This is a genomic window from Nocardia sp. NPDC056611, assembly GCF_042792755.1.
Classification (GTDB): Bacteria; Actinomycetota; Actinomycetes; order Mycobacteriales; family Mycobacteriaceae; genus Nocardia.
This window is the reverse complement of record NZ_JBHTVV010000004.1, coordinates 875,625-892,047: the sequence shown is the minus strand read 5'-3', so window position 1 is coordinate 892,047 and position 16,423 is coordinate 875,625. Positions and strand designations below refer to the sequence as shown.

Genomic DNA, 16,423 nt, shown 5'->3' with positions numbered 1-16,423 from the left:
TTCACGAAAGTCTGCTCATGAAACTTAGCTGGTCAGAAGGTTTTCAGAGGGGGAGAAAATGCCGCGAAAGACTTGCATCTCATCATTACGAGTGAAGCGCTCTACCGACTGAGCTAAGGCGGCGTGCCTTCCGGCGCTGCGAGTCTATCGTCTCGTGCCCGAATCGCGAAAACGTGTGTTCACGGTGACCAACCACACTCGGCGGTCAGGCGGAACGGGCTGCCATCAGGGCGGCGACCATGGCGGCGAGGGCGAAGCGGGGCTTCACATTGGTTTCGAGGGCCTCGCGGCAGTCGAGGACGGCTTGGATGGAAAGGAGCAGGCCTTCGGGTCGGACGTCGGTGGCGAGTTCGCGGATCTGGTCGGCCATATCGGGGTGGGTGAGGGTGACGCCGGACGAAGAATCGGCGGCGGCCGCGCCGAAACGGACGGCCAGCGCGTCACGGTAGAGGCCCGCCACATCGATCAGGGAACGGTCCAGGGCGTCGCGGCCGGTGCGGGTGGCGCGTGATTTCTGGCGTTTTTCCAGGTCTTTCAATGCTCCCGCGGAACCCCGGGTCGCCGAGGCGGTGCCCTTGCCGGTGCCGCCGGCGCCCAGCGCGGTGGCCAGGGCGTCGCGTTCCTTCTCATCGCGGTCGGCGCTGACCAGCTTGGCCTCGTCATCGGCGGACTTCACCAGCTCATCAGCGGCCGCATAGGCCTGAGCGGGGCGAGCGGTCGCCGCGACCAAGGCCAGGGCCCGGCGGCGGCGCGCACGGGCGTCGTCATCGGTGGCCAGCCGGCGGGCGCGACCGACGTGGCCACCGCTCACCGAGGCCGCCCAACCGGCGACCTTGTCGTCCAACCCGTCCCGCTCACGCAGCACCCGGGCGATCGACTCCACCGACGGCGTCGCCAAATGCACGTGGCGGCAGCGGGATCGCAGCGTCACCGAGATGTCCTCCGGATCCACCGACGGCGCGCAGAGGAGGAAGACCGTACGGGCCGGCGGCTCCTCGACCACCTTCAGCAGCACATTGCCCGCCGCCTCGGTCAGCCGATCCGCATCCTCCACCACCACGACCTGCCAGCGGCCGGTACTCGGCCGCCGCGACGCCACCTGCACGATCTCGCGCATCTCCTTGGTGCCGATGCTCAAACCCTCCGGCACCACCCGGCGCACATCGCCGTGGGTGCCGGCCATGGTGGTGGTGCAGGCGTGGCAGCGGCCGCAGCCGGGCGTCCCCTCGTCCGTGCACTGCAGAGCGGCCGCGAAACACAGCGCCGCCACCGACCGCCCCGAACCGGGCGGACCGGTGAACAACCAGGAATGCGTCATGGCCGACGACGATCCGGCCCCACCCCGCGCCGCCACCGCCGCAGCCGTCAACTCGGACTCGACCGCACCCTGGCCGACCAGCCGATCGAAGACACCCGCCACGCCGACCACCTTAGCGGCCACCCCCGACAGCGCCGCCGAGTGTCAGTTCGCGCGCTGATATGTCGTGTTCGCGCCGTCCAGCGCCTCACGGATGATGTCCGCGTGACCGGAATGGTGCGCGATCTCCCGCAGGATGTGCAGCAGGATGTAGCGCACGGTCAGCCACTCCCGCTCCGGCGCCCACGGGGCGGTCGGCGTCGGCACCGAATCCTCGAGGTTCGGTAGTTCGCGGATCAGCTTCGCGGTGTGCTCGGCCACCGCCTCCCACTCGGTGAGCAACCCCGCGACCGTCTGGTCCGCGTCCAGCCGGTACTCGGAATCCATTCGGGAGACATCGAATTCGGAGTTCGGGTCCCGCTCGACCAGGATGGTGGTCCAGTGCCGCTCGACATTCACGCAATGACTGAGCAGCCCGCCGAGGGTGAGTTCACTGATCGTGGTGCGCTGGCGCGCCTGTTCGTCGTCGATGCCCCGGACAGTGATCCGGAGCAGGTCCCGCTGGCTCGCGAGAACCTTGATCAGCTCTTCCCGCTCGTGGTCGACCGTCATCGAATGCCCTTCCGCTGGTGCGTGTTCCGAACAGCACGCTACGGCAGGGCGCCGACAATCGTCAGGATTGCGCCGACGCGGCGCTCTTCGTCGCGGCCTTCTTGGCCGGGGCCTTCTTCGCCGCCGCGGCCTTCTTGGTGGTGACGCCGTCGGCCGTCTTGGCCGCCGCCTTCTTCGCCGCCGCCTTCTTGACCACGGTCTTGGCCACCGCCGTCTTCTTGGCCGGGGTCTTCTTCGCCGCCGCCTTCTTGGCCGTCTTCTTCGCGGCCTTCTTCACCGGGCCGCGCGCCCGCCGGTCCGCCAGCAGCTCCGAAGCCCGGGCGTCGGTGATGGACTCGACCTCGTCGCCCTTGCGCAGGCTGGCATTGGTCTCGCCGTCGGTGACGTACGGGCCGAAACGCCCGTCCTTGATCACCATCGGCTTCTCCGACACCGGGTCGACGCCCAGTTCCCGCAGCGGCGGCGCGCTCGCCGCCTGCCCACCGCGCCGCTTGGGCTCGGCGTAGATCTTGAGCGCCTCCTCGAGGGTCACCGTGAAGATCTGGTCCTCACCGGTGAGCGACCGCGAATCGGTGCCCTTCTTCAGATACGGCCCGTAACGGCCGTTCTGCGAGGTGATCTCGTCCCCGGAAGCCGGGTCGACACCGACCACGCGCGGCAGCGACAGCAGCCGCAGCGCCTCGTCCAGCGTCACCGTCTCCACGCTCATGGACTTGAACAGCGAGCCGGTGCGCGGCTTCGGCTTGTCGGCCGCCTTCTTGGTCGTCTTCTTCGCGCCGGTGTCGGCTTCCTCGACCGGCTCGGGCAGGACCTCGGTGACGTACGGGCCGAAACGTCCTTCCTTGGCGACGATTTCGTGTCCCGACTCCGGATCCACACCCAGCGAGCGACCCTCCTGCGGCGTCGCGAACAGCTTCTCCGCGACCTCCGGGGTCAGCTCGTCCGGCGGCAGATCGTCGGGCAGGTTGGCGCGCTGCGAGACCGGATCCCCGTCCGGGTCATCGGGATTGACGACCATGCGCTCCAGATACGGCCCGAACTTGCCGACCCGGACCACCACATCGCGGCCCTCGTCGTCGGCGAAGAGCTTGATGGAGTTGACTTCTCGCGCGTCGATGCCGTCGAGTCGTTCGCCCACCATCTTTTTCAGGCCGCCCTCGCGCGCGACCGAACCCTGCGCGCCGTGATCGCCACCGAAATAGAAGGAGGACAACCAGTTTCCGCGCTGCTCGCGGCCGCCGGCGATGGCGTCGAGGTCGTCTTCCATGGCCGCGGTGAAGTCGAAGTCCACCAGCCGACCGAAGTGTTCCTCCAGCAGCCCGATCACCGCGAACGCCACCCACGACGGCACCAGCGCGCTACCGCGCTTGTACACGTAACCGCGGTCGAGAATGGTCTTGATAATCGAGGAGTAGGTGGACGGACGGCCGATGCCGAGGTCTTCCAGCGCCTTGATCAGCGAGGCTTCGGTGAATCGCGCGGGCGGATTGGTGGTGTGCCCGTCCGGCAGCAGCTCGATGGCGGTGACGCCCTGGCCCTCGGTCAGCGCGGGCAGCCGCGATTCGGCGTCATCGGACTGGCCGCCCGCCTCCTCGTCGACACTCTCCACGTACGCCTTGAGGAAGCCCGCGAAGGTGATGGTCCGGCCCGACGCCGAGAACACGCACTCCTCACCGGAATTCGCGACACCGGTGATGCGGACGGTCAGCGTGGTGCCACGCGCGTCCTGCATCTGTGAGGCCACTGTGCGCTGCCAGATCAGCTCGTACAAACGGAATTCGTCGCCGTCGAGCTTGTTGTGCAGCTGGCCCGGGGTGGCGAAGGTGTCACCGGCGGGGCGGATCGCCTCGTGTGCTTCCTGCGCGTTCTTGACCTTGCGCGTGTACTGCCGTGGCGTGGGGCTCACGTACTCCGCGCCGTACAGCTGGGTGGCCTGCGAGCGCGCCGCCTGAATCGCCGACTCCGACAGGGTCGTCGAGTCGGTACGCATATAGGTGATGTAGCCGTTCTCGTACAACCGCTGCGCCACCCGCATGGTGCGCTCGGAGGTGAAACGCAGCTTGCGTCCCGCCTCCTGCTGCAGGGTCGAGGTCATGAACGGCGCGTACGGCTTTCGCGTGTACGGCTTCGACTCCACCGAGCTGACGGAGAGATTCACGCCGTGCAGTGACTCGGCCAGATGCTGGGCGTCGGCGGCGCGCAGGACGCGAACGGTCGGCGCGGCGGAGTCGTTGGACTGCGACTTCAGCTGCCCGTCGGCGCCGAAGTCACGACCGGTCGCGACCCGCAGACCGTCGACACTGACCAGGCGTGCGCCGAAGACCCGCGGATTCCCGCCGTCCTCCTTGCCGCCGGCATCCAGTTTGGCCGCGATGTCCCAGTACTCCGCGGACCGGAACGCCATGCGCTCCCGCTCGCGCTGCACGATGACCCGGGTCGCCACCGACTGCACGCGGCCCGCCGACAAACGCGGCATGACCTTCTTCCACAGCACCGGCGACACTTCATAGCCGTAGAGCCGGTCCAGGATGCGCCGCGTCTCCTGCGCGTCGACCAGATCCTGGTCCAGTTCCCGGGTGTCGGCCGCGGCCGCGCGGATCGCGGGCTCGGTGATCTCGTGGAACACCATGCGCCGGACCGGCACCTTGGGCTTGAGGGTTTCGAGCAGATGCCAGGCGATGGCCTCGCCCTCGCGGTCGGGGTCGGTGGCGAGGTAGAGCTCGTCGGCGTCGGCCAGCAGGCTCTTCAGCTCGCTGACCTTCCCCTTCTTTTCGGGGCTGACAACATAGATGGGCTCGAAATCATGATCGACGTCGACGCCGAGCCGCGCCCACTGTTGTCCTTTGTATTTGGCGGGCACATCCGCCGCACCACGCGGCAGGTCCCGAATGTGGCCGACCGACGCCTCCACCACATAACCGCGGCCCAGATACGGGGCGATCTTCTTGGCCTTCGTCGGCGACTCGACGATCACGAGACGACGCAGGGAACGGCCCTGGTCGGGCGCTGCCTCGGGGTTCGGCGCTGCACCGCGGTCTCGTGTTGCCACCGGCGAACACACCTTTCGTCTCGATCCGCGCCGGAGCTTGGTGTACGCGCTCTACGCGGCTGGGGCAAAGCGGCTGCGATGTCCGATATCGCTGCCAGCAACGTTTATACCGTGTTCAAAGGCCGCGGCTGGTGCGCGGCGACGATGTAGCCCCTGATCGTGATCGAGTGTAATGGGTCAAGATATGGGTCGTCCCCCACCGCCGGGGGCGATGGGGGACGGAACCTTAGGGGTTGGCTCGCTCAGAGCGCGCGAACACCGGTGGCCTGCGGGCCCTTGGTGCCCTGACCAACCTCGAACTCGACCTTCTGGTTCTCCTCGAGGGTGCGGAAGCCCGACCCCTGGATCTCGGAGTAGTGGACGAAGACGTCAGCGGAGCCGTCCTCGGGCGCGATGAAGCCGAACCCCTTCTCCGCGTTGAACCACTTCACAGTTCCCTGTGCCATTCTGTTCCTTCTCTTTCCATACCGGAACGGCGGACAACTGGGTTCATCCACCGGGTCCGTTGAGACCGCTGTACTCTGTTCCCCCTGCAGGAAAGCACCTAGTACACCGTTCGCAACATCGATCCTGCTGATGGTTTGGACTTTAGATCCGTTCCCTCGAACACAGAAGCTTGCGACCAGGGACCAGTGAACCATGTCTTCGGGCAATTCAACAGCGGAGTTACCCACAATTTGCAAAAAAGTTGATCTTGCGAATGCGCAGGTGAGGGGCATAATGCCCAAATCCGTACTTGAAGTTGGTTTGCTTCCGGATAACAGAGCGAGCATCTGGCAAACAGGGTGTGAGGCAGGTCGCTACCCTGTAGTGAAATGGCAGGTAGAGCGGCGGACGCACACACGTTTCGCACCCCTTCGGCGTGTCGCGATGGCGCTTCGATGATTGATCGAGATCCGGCGCCGCGATCCGGAGATGCGAGCGACATCAGCTACGGGAGATCGTTGCTGAATCGTGTCCTAAACGGCCCTGTTTCAGGTGACTCCCGCCTCACTCATGTTCGTGAGCTACCACCGCGCTCGGCGCAGGTCACGAAATGGCCCGAATGGACATCTCCCGACGTCATCGCCGCAGTTCAGGCGGCCGGGGTCACGGAGCCATGGAGCCACCAGAGCCGGGCCGCGGACCTCGCCGCGGCGGGCCGGCACGTGGTGGTGTCGACCGGAACGGCGTCTGGAAAGTCGCTGGCGTACCAGCTGCCGGTGCTGACCGCGCTACAGGAGGATCCGCGGGCCACCGCGCTGTATCTCGCGCCGACCAAAGCGCTGGGAGCCGACCAGCTGCGCATGGTCAACGAGCTGACCAGCGAAGATCCGCTGCGGAGCATCCATCCCGCGCCCTACGACGGCGACACGCCGGCGGAGATCCGGCAGTGGGTGCGGTCGCACGCGCGCTGGGTCTTCACGAATCCGGACATGCTGCACGTCGGCATGTTGCGGTCGCATCAGCGGTGGGCGCGGCTGTTTCGGCAGCTCAGGTACATCGTGGTCGACGAATGCCATATCTATCGCGGGGTTTTCGGGTCGCACGTGGCGCTGGTGTTGCGCCGACTCCGGCGACTCGCCGAGCGGTACGGGGCCGATCCGGTCTTCGTGCTGTGCTCCGCGACGGCCGCCGACCCCGCCGCCACCGCTGAGAAACTCATCGGCGCGCCGTGTGTCGCGGTCACCGAGGACGGGTCGCCGCAGGGCGCGCGGACCGTGGCGCTGTGGGAGCCGCCGCTCGTGGGCAGCGGCGTGACCGGGGAAAACGGTGCGGCGCTGCGGCGTTCGGCGGGAGCGGAAGCGGCCACCGTGATGGCCGATCTGGTGGCCGAAGGCGCCCGCACCCTGACCTTCGTGCGGTCCCGGCGCGGCGCGGAACTCATCGCCATGGACACCCGGCGGCTGCTCGCCGACGTGGACGCGGGACTGCCCGGGCGTGTCGCGGCCTATCGGGCCGGATATCTGGCCGAGGACCGGCGCGCCCTGGAAGCGGCCCTGTCGGAGGGCACGTTGCTGGGAGCCGCCACCACGAATGCCCTGGAACTGGGCGTGGACATCGCCGGACTGGACGCCGTCGTGGTGGCGGGATACCCGGGGACGGTCGCCTCGTTCTGGCAGCAGGCCGGGCGCGCCGGACGCCGCACCCAGGGGTCGTTGGTGCTGCTCATCGCCCGTGACGACCCGCTGGACACCTACCTCGTGCACCACCCGGAAGCGCTGCTCGGGCGGCCGCTGGAAGCGACCATCACCGACCCGCACAATCCGTACGTGCTCGGGCCGCACCTGCTGTGCGCGGCGCTGGAACAGCCGCTCAGCGATGCCGAAGTGCATGCCTTCGAAGCCTGGGAACTGCTGTCCGACCTGGCCGAACAGGGTCTGATCCGGCGGCGCGCGGGCGTGGCGCGGGACGGATCGGCGCGCTGGTTCGTGACGGCCGACGCGCACCCGCACGACGCGGTGGACGTGCGCGGCGGGATCGGCACCGCGATCGCGGTGGTGGACGTCGAATCGGGGCGCATGCTGGGCACCACCGACGCCGGGCGCGCCCCCGCGACCCTGCACCCGGGCGCGGTGCACCTGCATCAGGGCGAGAGCTATGTGGTCGACGAGCTGGACCTGGAGGAGGGCGTCGCCCTGGTCCGCGCCGACACGCCGGGGTGGAGCACCAGCGCGCGGGCGGTCACCACCCTGGCGATCGAGGCGGTCACCGAGGAACGGCGGTACGGCTCGGTCACCACGGGTTTGGCTCAGGTGCTGGTCACCCGGCAGGTCGTCGCCTACCTGCGCAGACTGCCCAGCGGCGAGGTGCTGGACCTGATCCCGCTGGACATGCCCGCCCAGACCCTGCCCACCCGGGCGGTGTACTACACCGTCACGCCGGACCTGCTGGCCCGGGCCGGCATCGACGCGCGACACGCCGCGGGCGCGCTGCACGCGGCCGAGCACGCCGCCATCGGCATGCTGCCGCTGGTCGCGACCTGCGATCGGTGGGACATCGGCGGAGTGTCGACGGCTGAACATGCCGACACCGGTCTGCCAACAGTATTCGTCTACGACGGACATCCCGGCGGGGCCGGATTCGCCGAACGCGGGTTCCTGCGACTACGACACTGGCTGACCGCCACGCTGGGCGTGATCGACTCCTGCGGCTGCGCGGCCGGGTGCCCGTCCTGCGTGCAGTCACCCAAGTGCGGGAACGGCAACAATCCCCTGGACAAGGCCGGGGCCGCTCGGCTCCTGCGGGCGGTTCTGGCCGATCTGGGCGAAGGTGACGACGGCACTCCCGAACCGTGACGCCGCCGTCGCCGCGGTGAGACCGGAGCGCCATCCGACCAACCGGTCGGCGTCGTCAACTGGCTGATATCGGGCCGAATCCGGATGCTGGAGGGTGGCGGCGACACGCCGAGGCCTCGAGTCGATTAAAAAGGGATGTCATCCTGTTAACTGAGGGGTTGCTCCACTCGAATATGGCACTCGTGGATTTACCTGTGCATTCATTCGAATGAGTCTCGGGCAACGAATTGCAATGCAATCGAAACCTCTTCAATTCGGCTAAAGCTTTCATCGAATTTCCGCATTGATCGACCACCGATGTGGCCCGCGCCATCACAATTTTAACCAACCGCTCGGTACGAGATATCCCCTCGCAACCCCAGGTCATCCCCCAAGCCCGCCCGGGCGGCGGCCCGGACATCGCGCTCCCCGAGCGGCCCGAGCGACACCCGCCCGACGACCGTCACCGTCACGTCCCATCCCCGCGCCTCGCACCCGGCAGACCGGACACCCATGCGGGCCGCGATCTCGGCGGCCCGGCGACACGCGGCACCCACGCCGCCATCCAGGGCACCCGCCGCCGCGAGCGCGCCCAGATCCGCGGCGGCCTGCACCCGATGCCGGGCCACGACCGCCACCCCGACCTGCGCGACCAGGATCGTCACCGCGAACAGGCCGATCAGCGCCAGGCACGCGGTCACCGTCACCCCGCCCGAATCCCGCCGCGGACCGGTCATGGCGACTCCCCCGGTTCCCGAGCCGCGACCGCCGCCGCGTGCAGCGTGACCGGGACCAGCGCGGCGTGGGCGCTCACCTCGGCCACCACGAGCTCCCCCTCGGACCGGACGACGATCCGGGCATCGGCCGGCGCCAGCCGTCGGGCGGTCGCGACGCCGGTGTCGGTCTCGCCGCGGGCCGCGAGCCGGGCCGCCTCACGGGCGGCGTCGACACACCGCACCTGCGCCGACACCGCCAGCAGGGCGCCGACACCGAGGATCACGACCGCGACCAGCGCGGCCAGCGCGATCGCCGCCTCAACGGTCGCCATCCCCGCCTCGGCATGATCAGGTGGTGTGGCATACGTCACTTGACGGGAGTCTTCAGGGCTCGGTCGATGATGGCGGTCAGCGCGCTCACGATGCTGTTCCCGGTGACCACGGTGTAGAGCACCGCGCCGAAGGCCGCGGCCGCGATGGTGCCGATCGCGTACTCGGCGGTGCTCATACCGGAGTCGGCGGTCAGGGCGCGCAGCAGTCGGGCGCGCAGTTCCCAGCACAGGTGTCGGATGGTCGTTCCCACGGTTTCTCCCTCCCTCGTCGCGGCGCGGCAGTTCCGCGCCGGCACAGTTGTCGGCGGTCACAGCAGACCGCCGTCCAGTACCCGGCCCGCCAGACCCAGTACCACCGGGACGATGCCCAGGCATACGAAGGCGGGCAGGAAGCAGAGGCCGAGCGGGCCGCCGATGAGCACCCCGGCCCGTTCGGCGCGGGCGGCGGCGGCATCCTCGAGCTCCCCGCGGCGGCGTTCCGCCAATTCGGTGACGGCGGTGGCCAATCCGGTTCCCGAACGCGCCGACCGGCGGGCCATCCGGGCCAGCGCCTCCACCGCGTCGTCGGCGACACCCTCGGTGGCCTGCGCCCAGGCGCTCGCGGGATCCGCGCCCAACATCAGCAGATCCGAGACCCGGGACAGGACCGACGCCAACGGCTCAGGCGATTCCGCGGCCACCGCGGCGGCGGCGCGTGGTGTGGGCAGCCCGGCTCGCAGGCAGGCCGCGAGCAGATCGAGCGCCGAGGCGACGCCCAGCACATCCGGATCGGCCGGAAAGGCCGAAGGCATCGGCGGTTCCGCCGACGTGGAGCCACGCATCCGGCGCAGCCTGCGCACCGCGCCGACCCGGCCCGGCAGGACCAGCAGGGAGAGAGCCGCCAGCACGGCGACAGCGGGACTCATCGCAGCACCTTGCCCGCGATGGCGTCGGACCACAGCAGACCGGCACAGGTGAGGGCGGAACCCAACGGCAGTAGGGCCGTTCCCGCCGGGGACAGGAACAGCACCCGCAGTGGAGCCGCGCCCATCAGCTGTCCGAGGCCGATGCCGAGGACCGGAAGCAGGGCCAAAACCACCGCTGTCGCTCGGGCTCCGGCCAGCGCCGCGGCCGTGCGGTCCCGGAAGCGTTTGCGGCCCAGCAGATCCAGACGCGCGGCCGTCAACAGCTCGGCCAACGCGAGGCCGTGCCGCTCCGCCACCCGCCAGGCACCGGCCACCCGGGACAGTTCCCGTGCCACCACCGAATCGGGGCGGCGCAGGCCCTCCGCGCCCGACCCGCCCAGTCGGCTGCGCGCAGCGCTGACCGCGAAAGCCCTGGCCACCTCGCCCTCGGTCTCGACCGCAGCCACCGCGGCCGCCGTACTCGGATGGGCCCCGATGCGCAGTTCACCGATCACCGCCTCCAACCCCTCCAGCAGCTGCGCTGTGGCGGCGATCCGCGACCGCTCACGGCGGGACCGGCGAAAGCGGACCACGAGGGTCGCGGACACCAGCAACCCGGCCAGCACAGATCCTGGACCAGCGAACAGCAACAGAGGCACGGCGGCGAACGGAAGTGTTCGAACAATCAAGGTGTACTGGGTCTTTCGCGCGCCCGCAGGTTGATCGAACAACCTACGCAACCGCCGTCGGGCGATGGGCGGCGGCAACAAGAACAGCGCGATCGCGACGCACACCAGCACGGAAGCCGAGTGGCCGATGCCGGTCAGCATCAGTTGCCTTCGCTCAGCGATGCGGGCGACTCTTCTTGTGTCCCAGTCGATTCACCGCCAGCACAGCAGCTACATCCCGCGGGCCAGGCCAGCCCGAGACCAGGAAACCGCGGCCCGTGCAGCCCGAATGGATTGCAGCACGGCGCATTATCGACCGGAACCGGGTAGGTCTTCTCCAGACGGACGCGCGGAACCGCTCCGGGCCGCGGGCACCCGCACGAACCCGAACACTCGTCACTCGCGGGAATCATCAGGGGTCCTTTCCTCGAGCAGGGTCAGCAGGGCGGCCGCCGCCGGGGCCGGACGATCGTCGGCGGTCCACGCGGGGACGAGCCGCACCCGGCCACTGTCGGCCGTGACCAGGCCGATCTCGCGGAGCGTGCGGCGGCCGTCGGGATGGCGGTGAACGTGCAGGATCACCTGGATCGCCGCCGCCACCTGGCTGTGCAGGGCGGCCGCGGGCAGGCCGCCGAGGGCGGCCAGCGCCTCCAGGCGGGCCGGGACTTCGCCGGGCGAGTTCGCGTGCACCGTGCCCGCCCCGCCGTCGTGTCCGGTGTTCAGGGCCGTCAGGAGGTCCACCACCTCGGCGCCGCGGACCTCCCCGACGACAATGCGGTCGGGCCGCATGCGGAGCGCCTGGCGGACCAGGTCGCGCATCGTGACCTCGCCCGCGCCTTCGACATTGGCGGGCCGGGCCACCAGCCGGACCACGTGCGGATGCGGCGGCGCGAGCTCGGCCGCGTCCTCGACACAGACGATGCGCTCGGCCGGATCGACCGTGGCCAGCAAGCTCGACAGCAGGGTTGTCTTGCCCGATCCGGTCCCGCCCACCACCAGGAAGGCGAGCCGGGCGCGAATGATGCGCTCCAGCAGCGACTTCGCGTCGGAGTTCACCGCCCCGGCCGCCGCGAGGGCATCCAGGCCCAGGGTGGCGGGCCGCAGCACCCGCAGAGACAGGCAGGTGCCGCCGTGTGCGATCGGCGAGAGCACCGCGTGCAATCGGACGCCGAACGAATCCCCCTGTGCCGCCCCGATTCCCGGCAGTCGACCGTCCACCCATGGCTGCGCGTCGTCCAGCCTGCGTCCGGCCGCGAGTGCGAGCCGCTGGGCCAGGCGCCGCACCGCCGCGTCGTCCGGGAATCGGATCGATGTGCGTCGCAGCCCCCGCCCGCGATCCACCCACACCGACTCCGGTCCGGTGACCAGCACATCGGCCACCTCGGGATCGTGCAGCAGCGGTTCCAGCACCCCCGCTCCGGTCATCTCGGTCTGCAGCATTCGCAAGGCGCGCAACAGATCCGTGTCGGCCAGCACCCCGCCGGCCTCGGTCCGGATGGCCGCCGCCACGCGAGCCGGATCCGGATCGGCGGCCCCGTCGGCCAGCCGCTCCCGCACCCGCTCCAGCAGTTCCGCCGTCACCAGCTCACTCATCACGCACCTCCACATCGAAGGCGAGCCAGCGGCAGCCGGGCCCGGACCCGATACGGCAGTAGGTCAATCGCCCGGCGGTCGACCGCGCGTGCGACAGCGGACCCCCGCCCGATGCCCGTGAGGCGCGCGCATCCGGCCAGATGCCCACGAGCACCCGCTGCAACCGGCAGCGCCCGCACCCCGGCGTCATCGGCCCGCCTGCGCTGACGCCCGCGGCCCCGCGTGGGTGCCACGCGCCCGGGCGAGGCTCCACCAGAACGGGCCCGGGTGGCGCGCTGCCCGGTCATGGCCGGGACCACCGGTGAACAAGGCCGTCAGCGCGGACTCGGCGGCGGAGCGGAGCGGACCGCGACGGCGCACGGTGAGACCGCCCCGTTCCAGGCGCTCGGTCAGCCCCGGCTGGGAGGGAACGGCCGACAGCAGTGGCAGCGCGAGAGTCTCCGCGATGTCGGTGGGCGTGAGGCCGCCGGGGGCCGGTCCGCGGATGATCAAGCGCACATGCGGGTTTCGAGCCTTCAGGTAGGCCGCCGCGGACTTCGCCGCCGCGATCGAACGCAACCGCGCCTGCGTCACCAGCACCACCAGATCCGCCAGATCGAGAACCTGATCCGTGTGCGGACCATGGTCACTGGACAGGTCGGCGACCACCAGATCACCGGCCGCGCGACCACCCTCGAGGACGGCGCGCACCGCCGCCGGCGCCAGCGGAGAATTCGCCCCACCGCCATCCGCCCACGCGCCGCTCGGCGCCTCCGCTCCGGAGCCGAGTTCGGTTGCCACTCCGGGGATTCCGTGGAGCCCGGCCATCTCGCCGCGATCGATCACACAGCCCTCCGCATCGAGTTCCCCTGCGGGAGCGGCTCTTCCACAGGAGAGGACCGCCAGTCCCGAAGCGCTGGGCAGGGCCTCGTGCAGCGCCGATGCGGCGACACGGCCGTGTTCGATGGTGAGGTCGGGCCAGCGCAGGCCCGCGTGCTTCTCCAGACCGAGCAGCAGATCGAGGCCGCCGCCGTAGGGCGCGCAGTCGACGAGCAGGGTGCGGTCGCGGAAACGTCCTGCGGCGGTGAGGGCTACGGCGGCGGCGAGCACCGAGGCGCCCGCACCGGCGCCCGCGCCCGCGACCGCGAGGACCGCGCCGTCGCCGGGACGGCGGCCGTCGTGGGCGGCGAAGGCGGCGATCAAGGCGTCGGCTGCGGCCGGCAGGGGAAGGACTTGTTCGGCGCCCGCCGCGGTGGCGGCTTGCCAGTCGAGCAAACTCGGCTCGCCGTCGGTCACCAGGAGGATCCCCGGGCGACGGGGGTGCCCGGCGGATACGCAGCTACGCGCGGCGGCGGTGTCGAGGATGATGACGGACGCGGCTGTCCAGGGGTGTCGACCCGGGGGTGGCACGCGTTCGTCGAGCGGGTGGTCGGCCGCGGCGGCGATGCGGCGGATCTCCTCGCGCAGACGGGGATCGGCGACCAGCGCGAGCGCGGGTGGGGTGGCGGCATCGGAGTTCATGCAGGTCAGCGTCGCCTGATTGGCGAGGCCGCGACAGCGGCCCGACGGCGAGTGTGGATAACACGCGGCCTGTGCACAATTCGGGAAGCGTGGGCGGATCCGAAACCGCCTGAAAATAGAGGACGGCCCCAGCCGGGGGGGGAGGAGGCTGGGGCCGTCGGGTTCAGCCCCGGGGGGTCGGGCTGAACGCGCCTGGACCATGTCCAGGTAACTGCGATACTACACCCAAGCCCCGGCCGTATTGCAAGTCCGCCCGGCGAGTCTTTTTCCCGTCCTGACCGCCCGGCTTCCAGCTGGCTAACCCCGGCGAACCCCGGTTCGAACGTGACGTCGACCATGCCCGCCGACCGAGTCGCATGAAGGACCCCGGCGCATCGGGGACCCGCGCGGGACGACCCACGACGCCCGCCGCGCGCCGCGGAACCATATCCTGGACCCGTGACAGCCGAACGCGGACGAGTCGCCGCCTTCTTCGATCTCGACAAGACGGTGATCGCCCGGTCGAGCGCCTTCGTCTTCAGCAAGCCGTTCCTGGACCAGGGCCTGCTCAGCCGGCGTGCGGTGCTGGAGAGCAGCTACGCGCACTTCCTGTTCCTGCTGTCCGGCGCTGATCACGACCAGATGGAGCGCATGCGCGAGCACCTCACCAAGATGTGCGCGGGCTGGGATGTCGACCAGGTGCGCTCGATCGTCGCCGAGACCCTGCACGACATCGTGGACCCGCTGATCTACGCGGAAGCCGCGGATCTCATTGCGGACCATCGGATTCGGGGACACGACGTGGTGATCGTCTCCGCCTCCGGCGAGGAGGTGGTGGCCCCCATCGCGGCAGCCCTGGGCGCGGATCATTTCGCCGCCACCCGCATGGTGATCGAAAACGGCCGGTACGCGGGCGAAGTGGAGTTCTACTGTTATGGCCCCGGCAAGGTCGAGGCGATCGAAAAGCTTGCCGCGCACTACGATTACGACCTGGACCGCTGCTACGCCTACTCCGACTCGGTGACCGACCTGCCGATGCTGGAGGTGGTCGGCCACCCGACCGCGGTGAACCCGGACCGGGGTCTGCGGCGCGAGGCCGCCGCCCGCGGCTGGCCGGTGCTGGCCTTCTCCAACCCGGTGTCGCTGTGGGCCCGGATCCCGGCGCCGACGACCACCACGGTGGCCGCGACGGTCGCGGTCGGCTTGAGCGCGGTGGCGGCCGGAGCACTGAGTTACCGGCTGCTGCGCCGGCGACGCTGACCCGGTCATTCGTCCGATTCGCCGGGCGTGAAACGAGGCGGACACGCCGGGATTGGAAAGTTTCCGCAGGTCTTGATGTGACGGCGGTCACGGGGTAACAATGGAGGCACGGAAGGACGGAAGGCCAAGATCGGATCGGAAGAGAAGATTCGACCTCCCATCCCACCCTTCCCAGCACGGACACCAGGCACCCACGCGGAGCACGCCGCGACAAGGGCACGGATAGTTGTGGGCCTGCGTTATCCGGGATTTCGACGGCGAGGGCCTCGCATCCAATGCGGGGATGAACCACCGGATCCCGGAGAGCTCGCCGAGGCCGAAGAGAACACAACCCGAAAAGCACGCTTGGTAACCGGGTAGTCCGTGCTAGCGGGCGGTGAGGTCGCAATCGCGACAACGCCGCCCGCTCTTAATGCGTGCGATACCTCGAATCACGGTGGTGCACACGCGTTTTCGATGTCAGGGGCGTTTACCCCGAGGCCGCGTCCGCGATCGAGCGGGCTTCGCGCGCGCCGTCCTCGAGCGCGCCGCAGGTGAAGATCACCCAGCCGCCGACCCCGTCGGCGGTGCCCATGCCGAAGGAGGCCGCCGCGTCCAGATACGCCTGACGGCGGCGGAGCCAGAAAACCTCGGGAACGCCGAGGCTGTGGGGGTCAAGACCGCTGGACACCGCGACGAGCCGGGAGGCGGCACGGGCGACGATCCCGTCGGCGGTGCCGAAGGGGCGCAGTGAGAGCAACTCCCCGTGGACGACGGCCGCGATGACCGGCGCGGGCGCTTTGGTCGTGGTGACGGTCTGGGCGAGCAGGTCGAGGCGCTCGGCGACTCCGGGCACGTTGCGCGGACGGCCCAGCTGCTGCTGATCCTCGACCATGTCGGCCGCGGCGAGCAGGTGCAGGCGGGCCAGGGCCTGGAGGGGCGCGCGCTGCCAGACGCCGACCAGGTTGGTGAGGGCCTCCGCGTCCAGGGCCTGCCCGACGCGCAGCGAGCCGGCGAGGATCGGGTCCTCGACGTTGCCGTCGGCGGGCAGGTCGATGGTGCCGCCCTCGATGGCGGCCGAGGAGCGGGCCGCGCGGACGGCGGCCTCGGCGGCGGTGGTGGGCCAGCCGCGCCGGTTCGCCCGGTGGCGGTGCACCGCGGCGAGGGCGTCACGGGCCTTGTCGGCGGCGTCGCGCACGCCGGGCAGGTCGACGAGGGGCTGCAGCGGGTCGGTCAC

At 69.9% G+C, this 16,423-nt stretch carries 14 protein-coding genes; 2 read left to right on the top strand and 12 right to left on the bottom strand.

The annotated features are described in order from the left end of the window. Window positions 1-205 precede the first annotated feature (205 nt). The 4 genes from ACFRAQ_RS25465 to ACFRAQ_RS25450 all read right to left on the bottom strand — a co-directional run bounded on the left by ACFRAQ_RS25465 (window position 206) and on the right by ACFRAQ_RS25450 (window position 5,464). Complete coding sequence (locus tag ACFRAQ_RS25465; RefSeq protein ID WP_379103676.1) at window positions 206-1,420, bottom strand: DNA polymerase III subunit delta'; 1,215 nt, start codon at window positions 1,418-1,420, stop codon at window positions 206-208. A 42-nt stretch (window positions 1,421-1,462) separates the two neighbouring features. After that, complete coding sequence (locus ACFRAQ_RS25460; RefSeq protein WP_379103674.1) at window positions 1,463-1,969, bottom strand: DinB family protein; 507 nt, start codon at window positions 1,967-1,969, stop codon at window positions 1,463-1,465. A 61-nt stretch (window positions 1,970-2,030) separates the two neighbouring features. Then, the gene (topA, locus tag ACFRAQ_RS25455) at window positions 2,031-4,943 is read right to left on the bottom strand and encodes a type I DNA topoisomerase (RefSeq protein WP_379103807.1); all 2,913 of its coding nucleotides are present in this window, start codon (window positions 4,941-4,943) and stop codon (window positions 2,031-2,033) included. A 317-nt stretch (window positions 4,944-5,260) separates the two neighbouring features. Beyond that, a complete protein-coding gene (locus ACFRAQ_RS25450; protein ID WP_029925108.1) occupies window positions 5,261-5,464 on the bottom strand; it encodes a cold-shock protein in 204 nt (67 codons plus the stop codon). A 435-nt stretch (window positions 5,465-5,899) separates the two neighbouring features. Here ACFRAQ_RS25450 and ACFRAQ_RS25445 point away from each other — a divergent pair, with 435 nt between their 5' ends. After that, window positions 5,900-8,296, top strand: a complete 2,397-nt coding sequence (locus tag ACFRAQ_RS25445) for a DEAD/DEAH box helicase (protein WP_379103672.1) — start codon at window positions 5,900-5,902, stop codon at window positions 8,294-8,296. A 320-nt stretch (window positions 8,297-8,616) separates the two neighbouring features. Here ACFRAQ_RS25445 and ACFRAQ_RS25440 read toward each other — a convergent pair whose 3' ends face one another. The 7 genes from ACFRAQ_RS25440 to ssd form a co-directional block, all read right to left on the bottom strand. Next, a complete protein-coding gene (locus ACFRAQ_RS25440; protein ID WP_379103670.1) occupies window positions 8,617-9,012 on the bottom strand; it encodes an Rv3654c family TadE-like protein in 396 nt (131 codons plus the stop codon). Next, window positions 9,009-9,323 carry a TadE family type IV pilus minor pilin gene (locus tag ACFRAQ_RS25435; RefSeq protein WP_379103668.1) on the bottom strand — a complete coding sequence of 105 codons (315 nt, stop codon included), beginning with the start codon at window positions 9,321-9,323 and terminating at the stop codon, window positions 9,009-9,011. Before ACFRAQ_RS25435 ends, ACFRAQ_RS25440 begins: the two co-directional genes overlap by 4 nt. Before the next feature lie 35 nt (window positions 9,324-9,358). Continuing rightward, entirely contained in the window at window positions 9,359-9,553 is a 195-nt protein-coding gene (locus ACFRAQ_RS25430; protein ID WP_379103805.1) for a DUF4244 domain-containing protein, read from the bottom strand. A gap of 78 nt (window positions 9,554-9,631) precedes the next feature. After that, window positions 9,632-10,228 carry a type II secretion system F family protein gene (locus ACFRAQ_RS25425; protein ID WP_379103666.1) on the bottom strand — a complete coding sequence of 199 codons (597 nt, stop codon included), beginning with the start codon at window positions 10,226-10,228 and terminating at the stop codon, window positions 9,632-9,634. Further along, window positions 10,225-10,866, bottom strand: coding sequence for a type II secretion system F family protein (locus tag ACFRAQ_RS25420; RefSeq protein ID WP_379103664.1), 642 nt, complete (start codon window positions 10,864-10,866; stop codon window positions 10,225-10,227). The genes ACFRAQ_RS25425 and ACFRAQ_RS25420 overlap by 4 nt, the downstream gene beginning before the upstream one ends. Window positions 10,867-11,271: 405 nt before the next feature. Next, window positions 11,272-12,468 carry a TadA family conjugal transfer-associated ATPase gene (locus ACFRAQ_RS25415; RefSeq protein ID WP_379103662.1) on the bottom strand — a complete coding sequence of 399 codons (1,197 nt, stop codon included), beginning with the start codon at window positions 12,466-12,468 and terminating at the stop codon, window positions 11,272-11,274. 186 nt (window positions 12,469-12,654) lie between these two features. Continuing rightward, on the bottom strand, window positions 12,655-13,968 hold the full coding sequence (ssd, locus tag ACFRAQ_RS25410; protein ID WP_379103660.1) for a septum site-determining protein Ssd: 1,314 nt from the start codon (window positions 13,966-13,968) through the stop codon (window positions 12,655-12,657). Between the two features lie 438 nt (window positions 13,969-14,406). Between ssd and ACFRAQ_RS25405 the strand changes: the two genes are divergently transcribed. Next, the gene (locus ACFRAQ_RS25405) at window positions 14,407-15,207 is read left to right on the top strand and encodes an HAD family hydrolase (RefSeq protein ID WP_379103658.1); all 801 of its coding nucleotides are present in this window, start codon (window positions 14,407-14,409) and stop codon (window positions 15,205-15,207) included. A 469-nt stretch (window positions 15,208-15,676) separates the two neighbouring features. On the opposite strand, the gene ACFRAQ_RS25400 is transcribed toward ACFRAQ_RS25405, so the two are convergent. Then, the gene (locus ACFRAQ_RS25400; RefSeq protein WP_379103656.1) at window positions 15,677-16,423 is read right to left on the bottom strand and encodes an oxidoreductase; all 747 of its coding nucleotides are present in this window, start codon (window positions 16,421-16,423) and stop codon (window positions 15,677-15,679) included.

What these genes read in the sequence shown, in the direction of transcription:
- ssd (WP_379103660.1), bottom strand. Translation starts at nt 13,968, where the DNA reads ATGAACTCCGATGCCGCCACCCCACCCGCGCTCGCGCTGGTCGCCGAT.
- ACFRAQ_RS25450 (WP_029925108.1), bottom strand. Translation starts at nt 5,464, where the DNA reads ATGGCACAGGGAACTGTGAAGTGGTTCAACGCGGAGAAGGGGTTCGGC.
- ACFRAQ_RS25440 (WP_379103670.1), bottom strand. Translation starts at nt 9,012, where the DNA reads ATGACCGGTCCGCGGCGGGATTCGGGCGGGGTGACGGTGACCGCGTGC.
- ACFRAQ_RS25445 (WP_379103672.1), top strand. Translation starts at nt 5,900, where the DNA reads ATGATTGATCGAGATCCGGCGCCGCGATCCGGAGATGCGAGCGACATC.
- ACFRAQ_RS25460 (WP_379103674.1), bottom strand. Translation starts at nt 1,969, where the DNA reads ATGACGGTCGACCACGAGCGGGAAGAGCTGATCAAGGTTCTCGCGAGC.
- ACFRAQ_RS25415 (WP_379103662.1), bottom strand. Translation starts at nt 12,468, where the DNA reads ATGAGTGAGCTGGTGACGGCGGAACTGCTGGAGCGGGTGCGGGAGCGG.
- ACFRAQ_RS25435 (WP_379103668.1), bottom strand. Translation starts at nt 9,323, where the DNA reads ATGGCGACCGTTGAGGCGGCGATCGCGCTGGCCGCGCTGGTCGCGGTC.
- ACFRAQ_RS25425 (WP_379103666.1), bottom strand. Translation starts at nt 10,228, where the DNA reads ATGAGTCCCGCTGTCGCCGTGCTGGCGGCTCTCTCCCTGCTGGTCCTG.